The sequence below is a fragment of the Variovorax sp. P2_H12 genome (genome assembly GCF_056403395.1).
Window position 1 is genome coordinate 84395 of sequence record NZ_JBFUFO010000013.1, and the last position, 16430, is coordinate 100824.

Consider the following 16430-nt stretch of genomic DNA (forward strand, 5'->3'; position numbering starts at 1 on the left):
TGCCGCGCTGCGGTCCACCCAATTGGGTGGCATGCTCGGCATCCATGAGACAGCAGCATTACTGGACACTGTGTTCCCTGCTGGCGATAAGCAGCCTGTCGGGCTGCGACCTGCTCACGTCGGAGCCCTCGGACCCCTTGCTCAGCAAGGAGGCGATCGCCACGCGTGAGGCACCTCCGGAACTCGTGTTCCAGGGCCAGCTTGCTGGGGAGTCCCAGTTCTTGCTGGTTCACGATTGCGAAGTGTTTCGTGTCGAACGCGGCGACCTGGGTCGCGTGAAATGGACCAGCGTGCTGGCGCCGGATTTCTACCCGAGCTGGACGTCGTGCGAGCGCCAGTCGCTGTCGTTCAAGGCAGGCGCAGTGACCGTCACGCTGGGTCGCCAGGCCTTTGGCGCCGGGGGATGCTGTGCCACCGGCGGCACCTACCGGTCGGTCGATGGTCGAATCTGGAAGAAGCTCTGAAAGGGGCCGCTCCATCGCCAAACGCGCATCAGCTCAGGCCGCCTGCACCGCAACGAGCCACAGCTGCGCGCCTTGTTGTGGCGTCGAGGTCCAGGTCACGTTGTAAGTACCGGCCGCGCCAACCTGCCTCACGGCCACGGCGCACTGCACCAATGCACCAGACGCCAGTACCGAATCGATCACCGTGAACCCGTTGCCGGGCACAGCCGTCTTGTCCAGGTCGACACCCGCATCGCCCCACCACCATGCGACGAGCAGTGCAGGGCCGGTGGTGGTGACACTGGCGCTGGTCAAGGGCTGACCAGACAGCACCTCGCGCCACTGCACATCCTGCACGGCGCCACCATCGGTGATCTCGACAACGCTCAGGGTCGTCTCGTCGGTGACGGTGGGCTTGGCCACGGTGACCACGTGACCGACCATGCCCCGGGCCTTCTGGCAGGTATGCAAGACCGTCCCCGAATTTGGCCAGAGGGTGTAGGTGTGCGCCGCAGCGAGCTGGACGAAGAGATTTCCCGCGTTGTCCATCGGTGCGATGGCGGAAAGAACACCCCGCCCGATGCAGGCCAACAGGGTGCTTCCGATCGTGCGCGTGGACATGCCGGAAGTGGACAGCGATGAGGACGACACGCCATCACGGTTGAAGACGAGCGCGTGGGTGCCGAGGGCAGGCGCCGCTGTTGCAGATGGAGGCGCAGGGGCGGGGGGAGCCGCAGGGGGAGGTGCAGGTGCAGGTGGAGGTGGAGGTGGAGGTGGAGGTGGAGGTGGAGGTGGAGGCGCTGCAGGTGGAGGAGCCGCAGCAGGTGAAGGAGCAGCCAGTGTTGTCTGGCCGCCGGAGCCTCCGCCACAGGACGTGAGCGTTGCAAACCCGGATGTCATGCAGACCGCAGCAAACGCCCACATCCGGCGCAACAGGCCGCGGCGCTCGTTGATCAACGCAAATGCCGCGCTGTCGGAAGGAGGTGAAAGCGAGGACGACGCGGCCGGGTCGGAATCGGCCGCTTGTCGCTCGGCTTGCTGGTCATTCATTGAGACCTCCATAAACATGTGGTTTCAACTGGGCGAACGCGCCAGCGCCTGTCCGCGTGAAAAAAACTCGAATCGTCCTCGCGCCTTGGCTGTAAGTCAAACGGCCCCATTTTTGCTGAAGGGGTGCTTGCGGAGCCATCAAAAGCCATCAAGCAGCGCGGAGGGCCGCCCGACCGCATCGCGCGCCGGGTTGAATTGAAGAATCGCGTGACTAAACTTTGAGGTTCCCTGTTCAGCATGGAGACGCGACATGAGCACCCCGACCGAAGTCGTCCAGCAGGCCTACGCCGCTTTCGGACGCCGCGACATCCCGGGAATTCTGGCCATGCTCACCGACGATGTGGACTGGCGGTTCTACGCCAGCCCCAGCACCGGTATCCCGTACGGGGGCAGGTACACCGGCAAGAAACTCGTGGAAGCCTGGTTCGCCACCCTGGCCGAGAACGATGACATCCAGCAGTTCGAACCGCGTGAGTTCCTGGAAGGACCGGATCACGTGACGGTGCTCGGCTGGAATCGCGCGAGGGCGCTTCCGAACGGGACGGTGTTCGACAGCGAGTGGGTCCACGTGTTCACGCTGAAGGGCGGAAAGATCAGCCGCTGGATCGGCACCGCGGACACGGCCGCTCGGCAGGCGGCCGCGAAGTAGCCGTCCTCCGATTGCCTTGAAGACGAAATCTCTCGAGCGCCCGCACCCGGGCTTGCTCCACAACAGCAGGGAGACCACCATGACCATTGCAGGTCCGATTCCGACCCTCTACGGCGACATGCAGCCGCTCCTCGATTGGCAGGCGGCCTGCGCAGAGACCTTGCTGAAGGCGCAGAGCTTCCAGCTCCAGATGCTGGGCGTCTGTCAGCAGCCTTTTGTCGCAGCCAACCAGGAACTGTGGGACCAATGGGTGGCCCGTTTCGGGGGCGGTGTGCCGTTGGACGGCTGAGCCCGCGGCTTCCGTTCGGTCTATCGACAAGCCCTCTACTTCGCTTCTCGATGTTGCCCAAGACCCAAGTCTGTACGCTCAGTGGGCCACCCTGCGCGCGAAGCTGATCTCCCAGGCGTACCCCAACGGCTGACGCGCGCCCTCGAGGTTCTATCAGCGCGGACTTCCCATGACCTCGAGTTGCGGCGCGGAGTTCACACACCGAACGGCCCCGCCGCAACCATCGGCATCATGACGCTGCGAGGTCCGGCAGCTATGTCTTCTGCCGGAGCAAGGGGCAGCCGAACGGGGCCTGGCAGGTGATCGAGCTCGCTCCCGTCAATTGATGCGATAGCGTCATCGACGCTTCGAACAGGCGACGGTCTGATCGTCGCCATGGCGCTGTGCAATCTTATGAATGGATCGCGGCAAGTCGGCGACGCTGTCAATGCCAACGCCGAGCGCCTCGCTCAGACTGGGGCGACATGTCCGGCGCACCCGAGCGATTGGATGCCGATGACGACATCGAATCGAAGAACCGCCTCCCCTTGCGCGTGAATGCGCCAATTCGCGCGTCAGAACCATCCGCGAAAAATTCGTGGAAGCCGCTGCCTCGTCGTGCCGGATTGCATGGCGAACACGGCCGTTCTATAAGAGAACAAACAAGGGCGCAGCTCTCGAAGGGAGTGTCATGAGTGCAATCGATGCCGTGGGCCGGAGTATCGGCACCCACCGCCGTATCTGCGGTCTGACGTTGTCAGGCTTGTCACAAAATTGCGGAATTGCCAGATCTGCCTTGTCCCAACTTGAGTTGGGACAAGGCAATCCAACGCTCGAGACGTTGTGGGCGATCGCCAACGCCCTCGATGTGCCATTCAGCCAGTTGCTCGGCGATGCACCTCCTTCGGTCGAGATGAAGCATGCAGGCGCGAGCGCCCGTTTCCTGGAGCGATCGATCGGCGAAGACGGTTCGGTCATCGAGACCTACCGCATGTCGATCGAGCCGGGGAGCATCAAGTCGTCGGCAGCGCACCCCGTTGGCGTCAAGGAGACCGTGGTCGTCACCGAAGGCGCAGCGCTGGTTGGCGATGCGCGTCATCCCAAACGCTTCAGCGCAGGTGAAACCTACGCATTCGCTGCCGACCTGCCTCATGTGTACGGCGCCATTGACAGGCGCGCCCAGATGATGGTCTTCGTGCACTACCCTCCGTCGTCGGCGACGGAGGGCGGCGACGCCATCGTGCTCGATTGGCCGGGATCCGACACGGACTGGGAGGGCGTGAGGAGCCTCGCCTCTCGTCTTCTCATCGAAGTAGCCAATGGCGTCCGGGTCCGACTTCTTCGATTTCGCAACTGCGATTCAGACGAGGAAGCCGCCTTGCTCGATCTGCGGGCGCACGCGCTTGCAGAGCTTCAGCAGGGCACGTGGCCTGTTCACGCGTTTGTCGGCGTGGATCGACATGGCCCTTACTTGGCAGTACTGTCTTCGCAGTTCACTGATGCTTTCGACATGCGCCTTGACGTCGATGACCCGCGCGGTTTCATGTCTCAGGCGGTGCGTTTGTGCCGCCTCGCGGAGTCCCCGGCGGCCATTGCGGCCGGGGACGACCCATCGGCCGGCGCGCCGGGCTGGACGATGGAAGCCTTGGCATGCGAGGTCGCGCTGCAGCGAGGCGAGTTGCGCTTGCCTCGACAGCTGGCGTCGCTCGCAGGGCGCGAGAACCGCAAGGCGGCTGCAGACACTGAGGATGAGTCTTTTTCGAGCCGTATCGACGTCGACCACTACGACGCCTTCGAACTGCTGCATCCGGCTTATGCGCGTCAGGTGGTCGCCATGGCGCAGGACATCCTGACCTTTGGCGAAGGGGAGGCAACGCGGAATGCGATCGACATCGGTACCGGACCGGGAATCCCACTGCTGATGCTGCATGAACTGCTTCCGATGCAGCGCACCCTGGCAATCGAGCCCGACGACGTGGCCTTCGCTTGCTTGCAGGAGAACGTGCGAGGCGTCGCAAGCATTGCGCTCCATCACGGTGGCTTTCTCGAGTTTTGCGCCCCGCAGGGACACGCGGCGCTGTTGACCTCGGTGGGTGCATCCCACCATTTCAATACCGGGCTCATGCTGCAGAAAGCCATGCGGCTGTTGCGACCCGGCGGAATTCTCTGCATCGCCGATGAATTCCTGCCCGAGTTCGGCAGCGCGAGCGAACGAGACGGCGCGCTGGTGCGTCACCACAGTGCCTACATTCTTTCGGCAGTGGCATCGATCGAACGTACCGGAGTTCGGGTTCCCGAAGACGACGATGGCAGCATCTTCCACGCCTTCCGCCATGCGCTTGCAATGGCAGTGATCGACGCCGAGTGCGGCCAAGCGACGAGGGCCGCCAAGCGCTGCAGAAGTCTGTATGCGGAGTTGCGGCAGTCTGCGCTGGACAAACAGCCTGCACATGCCGTCGGCGCGTTCACGCGCTTCTTCTGGCTGGAATTGCAGGCGATGGTCGCTGGCTTCGACTACGAGGTCGAGCGCAAGACATTCGCTCGCCGGTTCGTGGAACTGGGGCGCCTGGCCGGATTGGAGTTGCTGCGACATCGCCGTGTGTTCGCCACCGTGCGAGCCGATCACTGGGGTGGGGGCACCCATGTGCTCGCGTTTCGCCGGCCACTTCCTCTTTGATGCCTGATGTGATCCGCGCCCTTCTGCGAGGCCTCGTCGCCAGCCTCTCCATCGCCGTCGGCTATCTGCCCATCGCCTTCTCATTCGGTCTGGCTGCGGTCGAGGCCGGCCTGTCGCCGAATGCCACGCTACTGATCTCGGCGGCCGTGTTCGCGGGGGCCAGCCAGTTCCTGTTGATCGCGCTGCTGGTCTCGGGCGCCGCGTGGTGGACCGCGGTTCCCACGGTGCTGTTGATGAATGCGCGCCATCTGTTCTATGGACCCGCACTGGTGAATCGATTGCCGGCGCGGACGGCGCCGCTGCCTGCTCCATTGCTGGCATTCGGGTTGACCGACGAAGTCTTCGCGACCGCCTTGAGCAAGGTCGACCGCGTGCCTGCGGCGGAGCGCGAGACGTGGCTGGTCGGGCTGCAACTGGGGGCCTACAGCGCCTGGTTGCTCGGCACCTGGCTGGGGACGCGCCTGTCGGGCCGGATCGACCTGTTGCCCGACTTTGCGCGTGATGCGCTCGGCTTCGTGCTGCCGGCCTTGTTCCTTTCGCTGCTGCTCGAAATCGGCGTCGCGCGCTGGAAGATGCCGATCCTCGTCGCCGCAGCGTCGGCCGCAGTCTTGCTGGCGGTGTTGCCGGCCCACCATGCCCTCGCGCTGGGCATCGTGGCCGGCGCGCTGGCCCATGCCATTGCAAGGCCAAGGGCATGAACAAGTCCGTCGTCTCGATCATTCTTCTGTGTGGCCTGGGCACCTTCCTGCTGCGCTGGCTGCCGCTATGGCATGCGCGTCGCGCGGCCGACCGTGCGTCGACCCGCGCCGGGAGATGGCGCCGGCTCTTCGAAGGGGTGGGGCCGGCGGCCATCGCCGCATTGCTCGCGGTCTCGCTGGCTGGCTATTTCCCGCAGGCGCTGGCACCGGCGCGAGCCGCCGGGCTGATCCTTGCGCTGGCGGCGGTCGCCGCGAGCAAGCGCTGGATCGGTGGCATCGCATGGCCCACGCTGGTGGGTGCCCTGGCCTACGGGGTGGCGATGCGCTGGGTGGCCCCTGCACTGCCCTGAGCGCCAGTCGATCCCTCAAGCGTCGCGCCAACGCGTCATCGCCTGCCATTGTTCCGGGGCTGATCTCGAAGCGCCCGGGACGCCCGGCGATAGATCAGGACCATGGCGACCAGGCCGACGAGAGCCGCCAGGTTCGCCGCCAGGGCGAGCGCGAACAGGAGGCCCGCCACATCCGCCATGAGAAGCGCCACCGCCAGCGAAGCCGCCCACAGCCCGCCCCACCTGAGGATGTACAGGTCCATGTAGGTCTTGAGCCAGACGTCGTTCCTCCGTGCGATGGCTTCGGCCTCTTCTGCAGACGCCTCGGGCGCCACCTGCTCAAGGAAACTTTTCGGGGACCAGAAGCGATTCCAGACGGATGCGGGGCGAGGTTCTGAGGGGCTCATCGAGACGGAGATTACCCGCTGGCGAGAGGCCTGCCGCGCTCGGACCGGTTCGCAGATTGACGGGGTTCGCCGGCAGTGCGTTCAGCCGCCGCCGTCGAGGGTGTTCACCAGCAGCTGCCCCAATTCGGCGCGCCGCGCCGCTCCCATGCGCGGCTTGATCGCCGCAATCGAGATGGCGGCGAACGGCGCGCCCGCATTCGGAATCACTGCGCCGACGCCGCCCACGCCCTGCGTCACGGTGTCCACCAGCTCCGCGTAGCCGGTCCGGCGCGTGCGCGCGATCACCTTGCTGATCTGCGACGGGGTCAGCCCCGCGGCATCGAAGGCCGGCGCGTGCTGGGTGCGGATTCGCGCGATCTCGTCGTCGGGCGCGGCCGACAGCATCGCCAGTCCGCCCACGCCGATGCCCAGGGGGCGGATGTCGCCGACGCGGGTGCTGAAGATCTTCACCGGGAAGGCGCCGTCTTCGCGCGCGAGGCAGACGGTGTAGTCGCCCTGGCGCGCCAGCAGGAACACGGTGTCTTCGGAGATGCGTGCCAGGCGCTGCAGCATCGGCTGGTACGACCCCAGCAGCGGCGCGCGCTTGAGCGACGCAAAGCCCAGTCGCATCGCTTCGAGGCCGAGCCGATAGCGGCGCGTGGCGGCGTCGCGCTCGGCGAACTGTTCCTCGACCAGGCAGGTGAGCAGGCGGTGCGCCGTCGATCGCTCGAGCTGGGTGAGGGCGACCACTTCGTTCACCGCCAGGCCTTCCTCGTGGTGCGCGCCCAGCACCCGCAGGACCTGGAGCGAACGCCGCATGTTCTGGGCCCCCGGGGTTTCCATAGGTTTGCTCACGATGTGGGATTTCTCGCAGTTGTTGATCGCAGGATGAGCATACCCGTCCGACCATCGGCGCTTCCCCGTATGCAGGAACTTCGATGACTGAACCCCTTCTCCTGATCGAGCAGACCGGCGCGGTGCGCCGCATCTGGCTCAATCGCCCGCAGGCGCGCAATGCCCAGAGCCAGCAGATGCTCGACGAACTCGACGCTGCCTTCGAGTCCGCGCGCACCGACGAGGCAACCCGCGTGGTGGTGCTCGCCGCCAGGGGCGCGCACTTCTCGGCCGGGCACGACCTGAAGCAGGCGCAGGCGGAGCGCGCCGAGTTCACGGTGGAGGAACGCTGGGCCTATGAGGAGCAGCGCTACTTCAACTACTGCATGCGCATCTGGGACTTCCCCAAGCCGACCATCGCGCAGGTGCAGGGCGCCTGCGTGGCGGCGGGCTTCATGCTGGCCAACATGTGCGACCTGCTGGTCGCGTCGGAAGACGCCTTCTTCTCGGACCCGGTGACGCACACCATGGGCGCGGCGGCGACGGAAGTGCTGATCCATCCCTGGGTCCTGGGCTTGCGCCAGGCGAAGGAGCTGCTCTTCACCGGCGAGCGCCTGTCGGCGGCGGAGGCCAAGGCGCTCGGCATGGTGAACCGGGTGGCTGCCAACGACCGCCTGGACGAGGAGACGATGGCGCTGGCGCAGCGCATTGCCAAGGCGCCGCCCTTCGCGCTGCAGATCCTGAAGAAGTCGCTCAACCGCTCGGTGGACGTGCAGGGCATGCGCCACGCGCTGTCGGCGCATTTCGACGTGCACCAGCTGAGCCATGTGAGCGAGGAGTACCGGCAGACCAAGGAAGCGGGCCTGGCCAACGCGATCATCAAGGGAGCGCGGGCATGAGCGTTTCCGCGCGTCACCGCCTCGGCCCGCTGCTTCAGCCGCGCTCGATCGCCATGGTCGGCGCCAGCAACCAGGCCGGCCGGATCGGCGGCATGCCGCTCGATCTGCTGCGTCATTTCGGCTATGCGGGCCAGGTGTTCCCGGTCAACCCCAAGTACCAGGAGGTCTTCGGCTACACCTGCTATCCCGACATCGAATCGCTGCCCGAGGCGCCCGACCTGGTCGTGCTGGCCATCGGCGCGGAAGACGTCACCGCCATGCTCGAGCGCTGCCACGCCAAGGGCATTCCGGCCGCCATCGTCTACGCGGCCGGCTTCGCCGAGGCGGGCGCGGCCGGCGAAGCCCTGCAGCGCACGCTGGAGGACTTCGTCGCGCGCAGCGGGATGGTGGTGGCCGGGCCCAACTGCATGGGCTTCGCCAACCTGAACCTGCAGGCGCACACGGCCTTCGCCTCGGTGTTCCGCAACGTGCCGCCGCAAACGCAGCCCGGCCGGGTGAGCGTGCTCACGCAGAGCGGCAATGTCTGCTCGGCGGTGTTCGCGCTGATCCGGCGGCTCGGCGTGCCGGTCAGCCAGTTCATCAACACCGGCAACGAGGCGACGCTGGAGTTTGCCGAGTACCTCGAGTTCCTGGCGCAGGACGAGGAGACCGATTGCGTGATCGGCTACGTCGAGCAGCTGCGCAACGGCCGGCGCTTCATCGACGCCGCGCTGTCTCTCGCCGCGCAGGGCAAACCGCTGGTGATCTACAAGGCGGGCGAAACCGAGAAGGGCTCGGAGGCCGTGCGCTCGCACACCTCGGCGCTGGCCGGCGACCTGGCGCTCTACCAGGCGGGCTTCGAGCAGCTCAACGTGATCCGCGGCACCGACTTCGCGCAGATGGCCGACCTGGCCTACCTCAGCGGCTTCCGCCGGCGCGAGGGTGGCCGCCGCGTCGCCATCGTGACGATGTCGGGCGCGCTGGGCGCCATCCTGGCCGACAAGCTGATCGGCGCGGGCCTGGACGTGCCGACGCTGCCGCCCGCGCTGCAGCAGGCGCTGCGCGACGGCATCCCCGACTACGGCATGGTGTCGAACCCGGTCGACGTGACCGGCAACGTGGTGAACCAGCCCGACTTCGTGCGGACCATCTTCACCGCGCTGGCGGAAAGCGACGCGATCGACACCGTGATCGTCTATGCGCCGGGCTACCTGCTCGACCGCATGGCCGACACGCTGGTCGACGTCTGCGCGCGCTTCCCGCGGCTGTTCGTGGCCATCGACACGGGCGCCGCACAGTGCCGCGCGCGGCTGGCCGATGCCGGCGTGCCGGTGTTCGACGACCTCGGCCGCGCCACGCAGGCGCTGGCGCCGTACTGCCTCTGGCTGGCGCGCCGTTCGGCCGTGGCGCGCTGGGCCGCCTTGCGCGCCGCACCGCCGCGGCACGACGCCGCGCCGGCGCTGCCCGCCCGGCTCAACGAACACGACACGAAGGCGCTGCTCGCGCGCTACGGCGTGCCTTCGCTGCCGGAGCATGTCTGCGCCGATGCCGACGCTGCCGTGCGGGCGGCCGGGCAGATCGGCTGGCCGGTGGCCCTGAAGATCCTCAGTGCCGACATCGCGCACAAGACCGAGGCCGGCGGCGTGCGCCTGGACATCGGCGATGCGGCCTCGCTGCGCACGGCCTGCGCCGAGGTGCTCGCCGCCGCGCAAGCGTACGACCCGTCCGCGCGCATCGATGGCCTGCTGGTGCAGCCGATGGCGCGCGGCGGCGTGGCCGAGCTGATCGCGGGCGTCACGCACGATCCGGTCTTCGGCCCCGCGCTCACCGTCGGGCTCGGCGGCGTGCTGACCGAGCTCTACCGCGACGCCAGCCACCGGCTGCTGCCGGTCGACGCGGGCATGGTCGGCGACATGCTGCGCGCGCTGAAGGCCTGGCCGCTGCTCGACGGCTTTCGCGGTCGGCCGCTGGCCGACGTCGAGGCCGCCTGCGCCGGCATCGCCGCGCTGTCCGATGCCGCCACGGCGCTCGGTGCGCAGGCCGAGGACGTCGAGATCAATCCGCTGCAGGTGCGCGCGCGTGGCGCCGGTGCAGTGGCGCTCGATGCGCTGGTTCTGGTTCGCCCCGCTCTTTGAAAATCACTCCAGGAGACCCCCGATGAAAACGTCCTTGATGAAGACCGTGTCCGCCGCGGTGCTGGCTGTCGCGGCATCGCTGCTGGCGCCGGCGGCCGCGCTCGCGCAGGCCTATCCCGACAAGCCGATCCGCATGGTGCTGCCGTTCCCGCCCGGCGGCGTGACCGACCTCCTGGCGCGCGCGCTCGCCGAGAAGCTCTCGCCGCGCCTGGGCCAGCCGGTCATCGTCGACAACAAGCCGGGCGCCGGCACGGTGCTGGCGTCCGACTTCGTCGCGCGTGCGCCGGCCGACGGGTACACGCTGCTGCTGGCCGCCTCGTCGCTCGGCACCGCGCCGCTGCTCTACGACAAGGTCGGCTACGACGCCATCAAGAGCTTCGCGCCGGTGACGCAGGTCGCGTCCGTGGTGCACGTGCTCGTCGTCAACCCGCAGCTTCCGGTCAAGTCGGTGGCCGAGCTCGTGGCGTACGCGAAGCAGAACCCCGGCAAGCTCAACTACGCTTCGACGGGCATGGGCACCTCCACCCATCTCGAAGGCGAGCTCTTCAAGAGCATGGCCAAGACTTTCATGGTGCACATTCCGTACAAGGGCAGCGGCCCGGCGTTGACCGATGTGGTGGGCGGCCAGGTCGGCGTCATGATCGATGCGCTCGGCTCCTCGGGGCCGTTCATCAAGTCCGGCAAGCTGCGTGCGCTGGCGGTGACGACGGCCAAGCGCTCGCAGTCGATTCCCGAACTGCCGACCGTCGCCGAATCCGGCCTGCCCGGCTACGAGGCGATGCCCTGGCTGGGCCTGGTGGCGCCGGCCGGCACGCCCCAGCCGGTGATCGACCGCCTCCATCGCGAGATCGTCGAAGTCCTGAAAGAGCCCGAGCTGCGCGAGCGCTTCAAGGGCTGGGGCCTGGACATCATCGGCAACACGCCCGCCGAATTCGCCAGCTTCCTGCGCCGCGACATCGACCAGTGGGCGCGCGTGATCGCCAGCGCCAGGATCAAGGCCGACTGATGCAGGAGTCTTGCGAAGCGGAGCGCCGCACATGAGGCTCGCGCTCACCGAAGAACAGACGCTGATCCAGTCCAGCGCGCTCGACTGGCTGGCGGGCCGATATGACTTCCGCCAGCGCGAGGCCGGCCTGCATCGCGACGGCGGCTCGCCCGTGGCCTGGGCTGCGTTCGCGGAGATGGGCTGGCTGGGCCTGCCGATTCCGGAAGACGCCGGCGGGCTGGGCCTGGGGCCGCTCGAGGCGGGCTTGCTGATGCAGGCCTTCGGCAGGCACCTGGTGGTCGAGCCGTGGCATGCGTGCGTGCTGCAGGCCGCGCGGCTCCTGGCCCTCGCGGGCACGGCGGCACAGCAAGCCGAATGGCTGCCGTCGCTCATGGCGGGCGAGCGGCGGCTGGCCCTGGCGCACGCCGAGCCCGGCGATCGGCTGCCATGGGCGCAGCGGCGCACGACGGCGGCGCGGACCTCGTCCGGCTGGCGCCTCGACGGTGCGAAGCGCCCATCGATGGCTGCGCCCGGCGCTGCGGCTTGGATCGTCTCGGCCACGGTCGACGGCGGCACGCGGCTGTTCATGGTCGAGCCGTCTGCGGACGGGGTGCAGGCAGACGCCTACGACACCAGCGCGGGCGGACGCGCGGCCGACATCGTCTTCGCCGGCACGCCGGCGATCCTGCTGGGCGACGAAGGCGACAGCGACATGGATGCACGGCTGAACCGGGTGCTGGCCGAAGGCCTGGTCGCGCTCGGGTGGGAGGCCACGGGCGCCATGCAGGCGGCGCTGGCGCAGACCACCGCGCACACGCAGCAACGCAGGCAGTTCGGCCAGAGCCTGTCGCAGTTCCAGGTGGTGCAGCATCGGCTGGCAGAGATGGCGGTGCACTGTGCGGAGGCGCAAGCGGTCTGCGAGCTGGCATCGATGCGGCTCGCGCTGTCGCCCGACGCGGGCCCCGAGCTGGCGGCCCTGGTGAAGAACAAGGTCGGCCGCGCCGCACGCTTCGTCGCGCAGGAGGCGGTGCAGTTGCACGGCGCGATGGGCGTGTGCGAGGAGCTGCCGATCGCCGCGACCTTCCGGCTGCTGCTGGCCTTCGGGCAGCAGGGCGGCGATGCGGCGTCGCATGCGTTGCGGCACGGTCGGGAACTCATGGCCAACGGTGCCTTCGGCTGCAGCCAGACGCTCCACGATCGCGCGACGACGATGGAAGGACACAGCGCATGAATCTCGAACTCGAACCCGCCGACCGGGCCTTTCGCGAAGAAGTGCGCGACTTTCTCGCCGCCAACCTGACGGCTGCCCTGCGGGACGGACAGCGCAGCACCACGTCGATGTACCCGGCGCCCGAAGTCTCGACGCCGTGGCAGAAGGCGCTGCAGGCCAAGGGCTGGCTCGTGCCGCTCTGGCCCGTGGCGTGGGGCGGCACCGGCTGGAGCGCACTGCAGCGCTTCATCTTCGAGACCGAATGCGCACTGGCCGGCGCGCCGCTGGTGCATCCGATGGGCGTGCGCCTGGTGGGGCCGGTGATCCTGCGCTACGGCACCGAGGCGCAGAAGCGCCGCTACCTGCCGCGCATCCTGTCGAGCGAGGACTACTGGTGCCAGGGCTTCTCGGAGCCGAATGCCGGGTCGGACCTCGCGTCGCTGTCGCTGAGTGCGCGGGCGGACGGCAGCGACTATGTGCTCGACGGCACCAAGATCTGGACCAGCTACGCGCACAAGGCCAACCGCATGTTCGCGCTGGTGCGCACCAGCACCGAAGGCAAGAAGCAGCAGGGCATCAGTTTCCTGCTGGTCGACATGAACCTGCCGGGCATCTCGGTGCGGCCGATCGCCACGATCGGTGGCGACCACGAGGTGAACGAGGTGCACTTCGACGGCGTCCGGGTGTCGCAGGCCGACCGCATCGGGGAGGAGAACGCGGGCTGGGATTGCGCCAAGTACCTGCTCGAGTTCGAGCGCGGCGCCGGCATCTTCAGCCCGCGGCTGCGTTCGCAGTTGAAGCGCGTGGCCGAGGCGCTGCGCGTGCCCGGCGCTGCGAACGACGAATTGCTGCGCCGCTTCGGCGAGGTGGCGTCCGATGTCGACACCTTCGAGTGGCTGGAGCTGCGCACCATGGGCGGCCTGGCGCCGGGCGCCAACCCCGGACCGGTGTCGTCGATCCTCAAGCTGCGGGCCAGCCGGCTCAAGCAGGCGATCGGCGAACTGGGCGTGGAAGCCCTCGGCAGTGACAGCCTGCGCTGGCGCAGCGACCCCGCCGATGGCCGCAACGCCGCGGCGACGCTGGTGCCGGAGTACTGCAACAGCCGCGCCTACACCATCTTCGGCGGGGCGGCGGAGGTTCAGCTGGGGCTCATTGCGCGCACTGTGATGAATGCCTAGGCCCGAGCGGCCTTGCCGCCTGTTCGCCTTCGGGTGAGCGCCAGGTTGGCCGTCATCATGGCCGCGATCAGCGTGACCAGCCACGAGAAGTACACCCACAGCAAAAACATGGGGAGCGCGGCGAACGCCCCATACAGCGCCTTGTACGTGGGTACCTTGGCGAGGTAGGCGGTGAAGCCGCGCTTGCCCAGCTCGAAGGCCACGCTGGCGATCAGGCCGCCCGCGATGGCGTCGCGCAGCCGTACCTGGGTGTTCGGAACGAGGTAGAACATGCTGGTCAGTGCGATCACGCCGAGCATGAACGGCCCGAGGTCGAGCACGAAGGCGAGCGATCGCGGCAGCGCGCCGATCAGCCCCATGGAGCTGCCCAGCAAGTAAGACGTGGCCCAGAGGCTCAGACCCAGCACGGGCGGCCCGACCGCCAGCATCAGCAGGTACAGGCCGACCCGCCTGAACAACGGCCGATTCTTGCGGACCTGCCACATCTGGTTCAGTGCGTTCTCCACGGTCAGCAGCATCGCGATGGCCGCGCCCAGCAGGAAGAGGGAGCCGACCCAGGTCAGGCCGCTGGCGTTGGCGGCGAACTGGTTCAGGTACTTCAACACCGTGCGCGCGATGTCCGCCGGAAGCAGCCGGCTCAACAGGATCTCCTGAAGCGCGTCCTTGAAGCGCCTGAAGATCGGAAAGTGCGTGAACAGCGCGAAGCTCGCGGCCAGCAAGGGCACGATGGACAGCAGGGTCGTGAAGGTCAGGCTGCCGGCGACCTGGGGCAGGCGCTCTTTCCTGGCGCGTTGGAATGTCAGGCGGGTCAGGGTGAACATGGATCGCTGAAAGAAATTCGACTGGCTTCGCGGGCCAAGGGTTGCCGCCGCCGGATGGCGATTGTGACGGCTGACGTCGATCGCTTCGGTCGCGGGGCCGGCGGACCTCGACAGCCGTTGGGCCGCGCAGCATACTGGCGCGGGCCTGGCCATCGCCTCAGGGGGAGTTCGTTCCGGTGGCACCGGAGTCGTCAACGCCCCACGGTACTGGAGATCCGCATGACCACGCAAGGCTTCACCGAATCGCATGCGCCGCAGGCGCTGGACCTGCTGATCGTCGGTGCCGGCTTCGGTGGCCTCTGCATGCTGCGCAAGGCGCGCGCGATGGGCCTGTCGGCGCTGGTGCTCGAGGCCGCGCCCAGCGTGGGCGGCACCTGGTACGCCAACCGCTACCCCGGTGCCCGCGTCGACATCCAGAGTCTGGAGTACTCGTTCTCGTTCAGCGAGGCCCTGCAGCAGGAATGGCAGTGGAGCGAGCGCTATGCCTCGCAGCCCGAACTGCTGCGCTACGCCAACCACGTGGCGGACCGCTTCGAGCTGCGCGACGACATCCGCCTGAACACGCGCGTGACGTCGGCCCGCTTCGACGACGACGGGCAGCGCTGGCAGATCGGCGGCACGGACGCGGATGGCTCGGCGCAGGCCTGGCACGCGCGCTTCGTCGTGCTGGCCAGCGGGCCGCTGTCGACACCGAACACGCCGGCCTTTCCCGGCCTGGAGAGCTTCGCCGGGCCGGTCCTGCACACGGCCGACTGGCCGCATGCGCCGGTCGATTTCGGCGGCCGCCGTGTGGGCGTGATCGGCACGGGTTCCTCGGCGGTCCAGGTGATCCCGCGCATCGCGCAACAGGCGGCGTCGGTGACCGTGTTCCAGCGTACCGCCGCCTACGTGGTGCCGGCCCACAACGGACCGCTCGATCCGGCGCACGAGGCCCGCGTGAAAGCCGACTACCCGGGCTTCCGGGCCCGCAATCGCCAGATGCGCACCGGCTTCGGCTGCGAGCTGCCCTCGAACCCGGACTCGGCGCTGGCGGCGAGCCCCGAAGAGCGCGCAGCGGCGTTCGAGGCCCGCTGGCGCTTCGGCGGGTTCTCCATGCTCAGTGCCTTCGCCGACCTGATGACGGATCTGCGGGCCAACGCACTGGCGGCCGAGTTCGTGCGCGGCAAGATCCGCGAGAAGGTCCGCGACCCGGCGACGGCGGCGCTGCTCTCGCCGCAGCAGCCCATCGGCTGCAAGCGCATGTGCGTGGCCGACGATTACTACGAGACCTTCAACCGGCCGAACGTGCACCTGGTGGACGTCGGCGCGCAGCCGATCGAGGCCATCACGCCGGGCGGACTGCGCACCGGCGGGCGCGAGCACGCCTTCGACACGCTGGTGCTGGCCACCGGCTTCGACGCCGTCACCGGCACGCTGATGCGGATGGACCTGCGCGGCCGCGGCGGCCTGCGCATCCAGGACAAGTGGCGCGACGGGCCGCTGAACTACCTGGGCCTGACGGTGGCCGGCTTCCCGAATCTCTTCAACATCGCCGGCGCGGGCAGCCCCGCGGCCTTCACGAGCGTCATCCTCTCGATCGAGCACCACGTGGACTGGATCGCCGAGTGCATCGCCTGGCTCGACGCACAGGGCCACGCCACGATCGAGGCCACCGGCGAGGCCGAGGGCGCCTGGGTCGCGCAGGTCAACGCGATCGCTGCCCACACGGTGTTCCTGAGCTGCAACTCCTGGTACCTGGGCGCGAACATCCCGGGCAAGCCGCGCATGTTCATGCCGCTGGCCGGCGGATTTCCGGCCTATGCGGAACGCTGCGCGGCGGTGGCCGGTCGGGGCTACGAAGGCTTCGCGCTGGGCTGATGGCAGCGCCGACGTCCAACGCGCCGAGGCGA

General features: G+C 68.1%; 17 protein-coding genes. 13 read left to right on the forward strand and 4 right to left on the reverse strand.

What is annotated here, in order from left to right; genetic code table 11:
• The first annotated feature begins 44 nt into the window (after positions 1 to 44).
• Complete coding sequence (locus tag AC1DYK_RS11315; protein WP_478166383.1) at positions 45 to 464, forward strand: hypothetical protein; 420 nt, start codon at positions 45 to 47, stop codon at positions 462 to 464.
• Positions 465 to 497: 33 nt separating this feature from the next.
• Here AC1DYK_RS11315 and AC1DYK_RS11320 read toward each other — a convergent pair whose 3' ends face one another.
• Positions 498 to 1064 (reverse strand): hypothetical protein, encoded by a 567-nt coding sequence (locus AC1DYK_RS11320; protein WP_478166384.1) that lies wholly within the window; start codon positions 1062 to 1064, stop codon positions 498 to 500.
• Between the two features lie 80 nt (positions 1065 to 1144).
• Here AC1DYK_RS11320 and AC1DYK_RS11325 point away from each other — a divergent pair, with 80 nt between their 5' ends.
• From AC1DYK_RS11325 to AC1DYK_RS11350, 6 genes are all read left to right on the forward strand, one after another.
• The gene (locus AC1DYK_RS11325) at positions 1145 to 1321 is read left to right on the forward strand and encodes a hypothetical protein (RefSeq protein WP_478166385.1); all 177 of its coding nucleotides are present in this window, start codon (positions 1145 to 1147) and stop codon (positions 1319 to 1321) included.
• Positions 1322 to 1743: 422 nt separating this feature from the next.
• Positions 1744 to 2142 (forward strand): nuclear transport factor 2 family protein, encoded by a 399-nt coding sequence (locus AC1DYK_RS11330; RefSeq protein ID WP_478166386.1) that lies wholly within the window; start codon positions 1744 to 1746, stop codon positions 2140 to 2142.
• 79 nt (positions 2143 to 2221) lie between these two features.
• Complete coding sequence (locus AC1DYK_RS11335; protein ID WP_478089166.1) at positions 2222 to 2431, forward strand: hypothetical protein; 210 nt, start codon at positions 2222 to 2224, stop codon at positions 2429 to 2431.
• Positions 2432 to 3101: 670 nt separating this feature from the next.
• A complete protein-coding gene (locus tag AC1DYK_RS11340) occupies positions 3102 to 5087 on the forward strand; it encodes a helix-turn-helix domain-containing protein (protein WP_478166387.1) in 1986 nt (661 codons plus the stop codon).
• An 8-nt stretch (positions 5088 to 5095) separates the two neighbouring features.
• On the forward strand, positions 5096 to 5785 hold the full coding sequence (locus tag AC1DYK_RS11345) for an AzlC family ABC transporter permease (RefSeq protein WP_478166388.1): 690 nt from the start codon (positions 5096 to 5098) through the stop codon (positions 5783 to 5785).
• Positions 5782 to 6135 (forward strand): AzlD domain-containing protein, encoded by a 354-nt coding sequence (locus AC1DYK_RS11350; protein ID WP_478166389.1) that lies wholly within the window; start codon positions 5782 to 5784, stop codon positions 6133 to 6135. Before AC1DYK_RS11345 ends, AC1DYK_RS11350 begins: the two co-directional genes overlap by 4 nt.
• Before the next feature lie 35 nt (positions 6136 to 6170).
• On the opposite strand, the gene AC1DYK_RS11355 is transcribed toward AC1DYK_RS11350, so the two are convergent.
• Positions 6171 to 6377 (reverse strand): hypothetical protein, encoded by a 207-nt coding sequence (locus tag AC1DYK_RS11355; protein WP_478166390.1) that lies wholly within the window; start codon positions 6375 to 6377, stop codon positions 6171 to 6173.
• 225 nt (positions 6378 to 6602) lie between these two features.
• Positions 6603 to 7355: an IclR family transcriptional regulator gene (locus AC1DYK_RS11360; protein WP_478166391.1), complete on the reverse strand. Its 753-nt coding sequence runs from the start codon at positions 7353 to 7355 to the stop codon at positions 6603 to 6605.
• Positions 7356 to 7438: 83 nt separating this feature from the next.
• Here AC1DYK_RS11360 and AC1DYK_RS11365 point away from each other — a divergent pair, with 83 nt between their 5' ends.
• The 5 genes from AC1DYK_RS11365 to AC1DYK_RS11385 are packed head-to-tail and all read left to right on the forward strand — an operon-like array spanning position 7439 to position 13720.
• Positions 7439 to 8233, forward strand: a complete 795-nt coding sequence (locus AC1DYK_RS11365; protein ID WP_478166392.1) for an enoyl-CoA hydratase — start codon at positions 7439 to 7441, stop codon at positions 8231 to 8233.
• Positions 8230 to 10347 carry an acetate--CoA ligase family protein gene (locus AC1DYK_RS11370; RefSeq protein ID WP_478166393.1) on the forward strand — a complete coding sequence of 706 codons (2118 nt, stop codon included), beginning with the start codon at positions 8230 to 8232 and terminating at the stop codon, positions 10345 to 10347. Before AC1DYK_RS11365 ends, AC1DYK_RS11370 begins: the two co-directional genes overlap by 4 nt.
• 22 nt (positions 10348 to 10369) lie before the next feature.
• On the forward strand, positions 10370 to 11353 hold the full coding sequence (locus tag AC1DYK_RS11375) for a tripartite tricarboxylate transporter substrate binding protein (RefSeq protein ID WP_478166394.1): 984 nt from the start codon (positions 10370 to 10372) through the stop codon (positions 11351 to 11353).
• Between the two features lie 31 nt (positions 11354 to 11384).
• A complete protein-coding gene (locus AC1DYK_RS11380) occupies positions 11385 to 12563 on the forward strand; it encodes an acyl-CoA dehydrogenase family protein (protein WP_478166395.1) in 1179 nt (392 codons plus the stop codon).
• Positions 12560 to 13720 carry an acyl-CoA dehydrogenase family protein gene (locus tag AC1DYK_RS11385; protein ID WP_478166396.1) on the forward strand — a complete coding sequence of 387 codons (1161 nt, stop codon included), beginning with the start codon at positions 12560 to 12562 and terminating at the stop codon, positions 13718 to 13720. Before AC1DYK_RS11380 ends, AC1DYK_RS11385 begins: the two co-directional genes overlap by 4 nt.
• Here AC1DYK_RS11385 and AC1DYK_RS11390 read toward each other — a convergent pair.
• Complete coding sequence (locus tag AC1DYK_RS11390) at positions 13717 to 14541, reverse strand: YihY family inner membrane protein (RefSeq protein ID WP_478166397.1); 825 nt, start codon at positions 14539 to 14541, stop codon at positions 13717 to 13719. The two genes, AC1DYK_RS11385 and AC1DYK_RS11390, sit on opposite strands and share 4 nt — an antisense overlap.
• 219 nt (positions 14542 to 14760) lie before the next feature.
• On the opposite strand from AC1DYK_RS11390, the gene AC1DYK_RS11395 reads away from it, so the two are divergent.
• Positions 14761 to 16398, forward strand: a complete 1638-nt coding sequence (locus tag AC1DYK_RS11395; RefSeq protein ID WP_478166398.1) for a flavin-containing monooxygenase — start codon at positions 14761 to 14763, stop codon at positions 16396 to 16398.
• Positions 16399 to 16430: the final 32 nt, after the last annotated feature.

Coding starts and splice junctions, on each gene's coding strand:
- AC1DYK_RS11390 (WP_478166397.1), bottom strand. CDS start 14,541: ATGTTCACCCTGACCCGCCTGACATTCCAACGCGCCAGGAAAGAGCGC.
- AC1DYK_RS11365 (WP_478166392.1), top strand. CDS start 7,439: ATGACTGAACCCCTTCTCCTGATCGAGCAGACCGGCGCGGTGCGCCGC.
- AC1DYK_RS11395 (WP_478166398.1), top strand. CDS start 14,761: ATGACCACGCAAGGCTTCACCGAATCGCATGCGCCGCAGGCGCTGGAC.
- AC1DYK_RS11375 (WP_478166394.1), top strand. CDS start 10,370: ATGAAAACGTCCTTGATGAAGACCGTGTCCGCCGCGGTGCTGGCTGTC.
- AC1DYK_RS11370 (WP_478166393.1), top strand. CDS start 8,230: ATGAGCGTTTCCGCGCGTCACCGCCTCGGCCCGCTGCTTCAGCCGCGC.
- AC1DYK_RS11340 (WP_478166387.1), top strand. CDS start 3,102: ATGAGTGCAATCGATGCCGTGGGCCGGAGTATCGGCACCCACCGCCGT.
- AC1DYK_RS11355 (WP_478166390.1), bottom strand. CDS start 6,377: ATGGACCTGTACATCCTCAGGTGGGGCGGGCTGTGGGCGGCTTCGCTG.
- AC1DYK_RS11335 (WP_478089166.1), top strand. CDS start 2,222: ATGACCATTGCAGGTCCGATTCCGACCCTCTACGGCGACATGCAGCCG.
- AC1DYK_RS11330 (WP_478166386.1), top strand. CDS start 1,744: ATGAGCACCCCGACCGAAGTCGTCCAGCAGGCCTACGCCGCTTTCGGA.
- AC1DYK_RS11315 (WP_478166383.1), top strand. CDS start 45: ATGAGACAGCAGCATTACTGGACACTGTGTTCCCTGCTGGCGATAAGC.
- AC1DYK_RS11320 (WP_478166384.1), bottom strand. CDS start 1,064: ATGTCCACGCGCACGATCGGAAGCACCCTGTTGGCCTGCATCGGGCGG.
- AC1DYK_RS11350 (WP_478166389.1), top strand. CDS start 5,782: ATGAACAAGTCCGTCGTCTCGATCATTCTTCTGTGTGGCCTGGGCACC.
- AC1DYK_RS11385 (WP_478166396.1), top strand. CDS start 12,560: ATGAATCTCGAACTCGAACCCGCCGACCGGGCCTTTCGCGAAGAAGTG.
- AC1DYK_RS11380 (WP_478166395.1), top strand. CDS start 11,385: ATGAGGCTCGCGCTCACCGAAGAACAGACGCTGATCCAGTCCAGCGCG.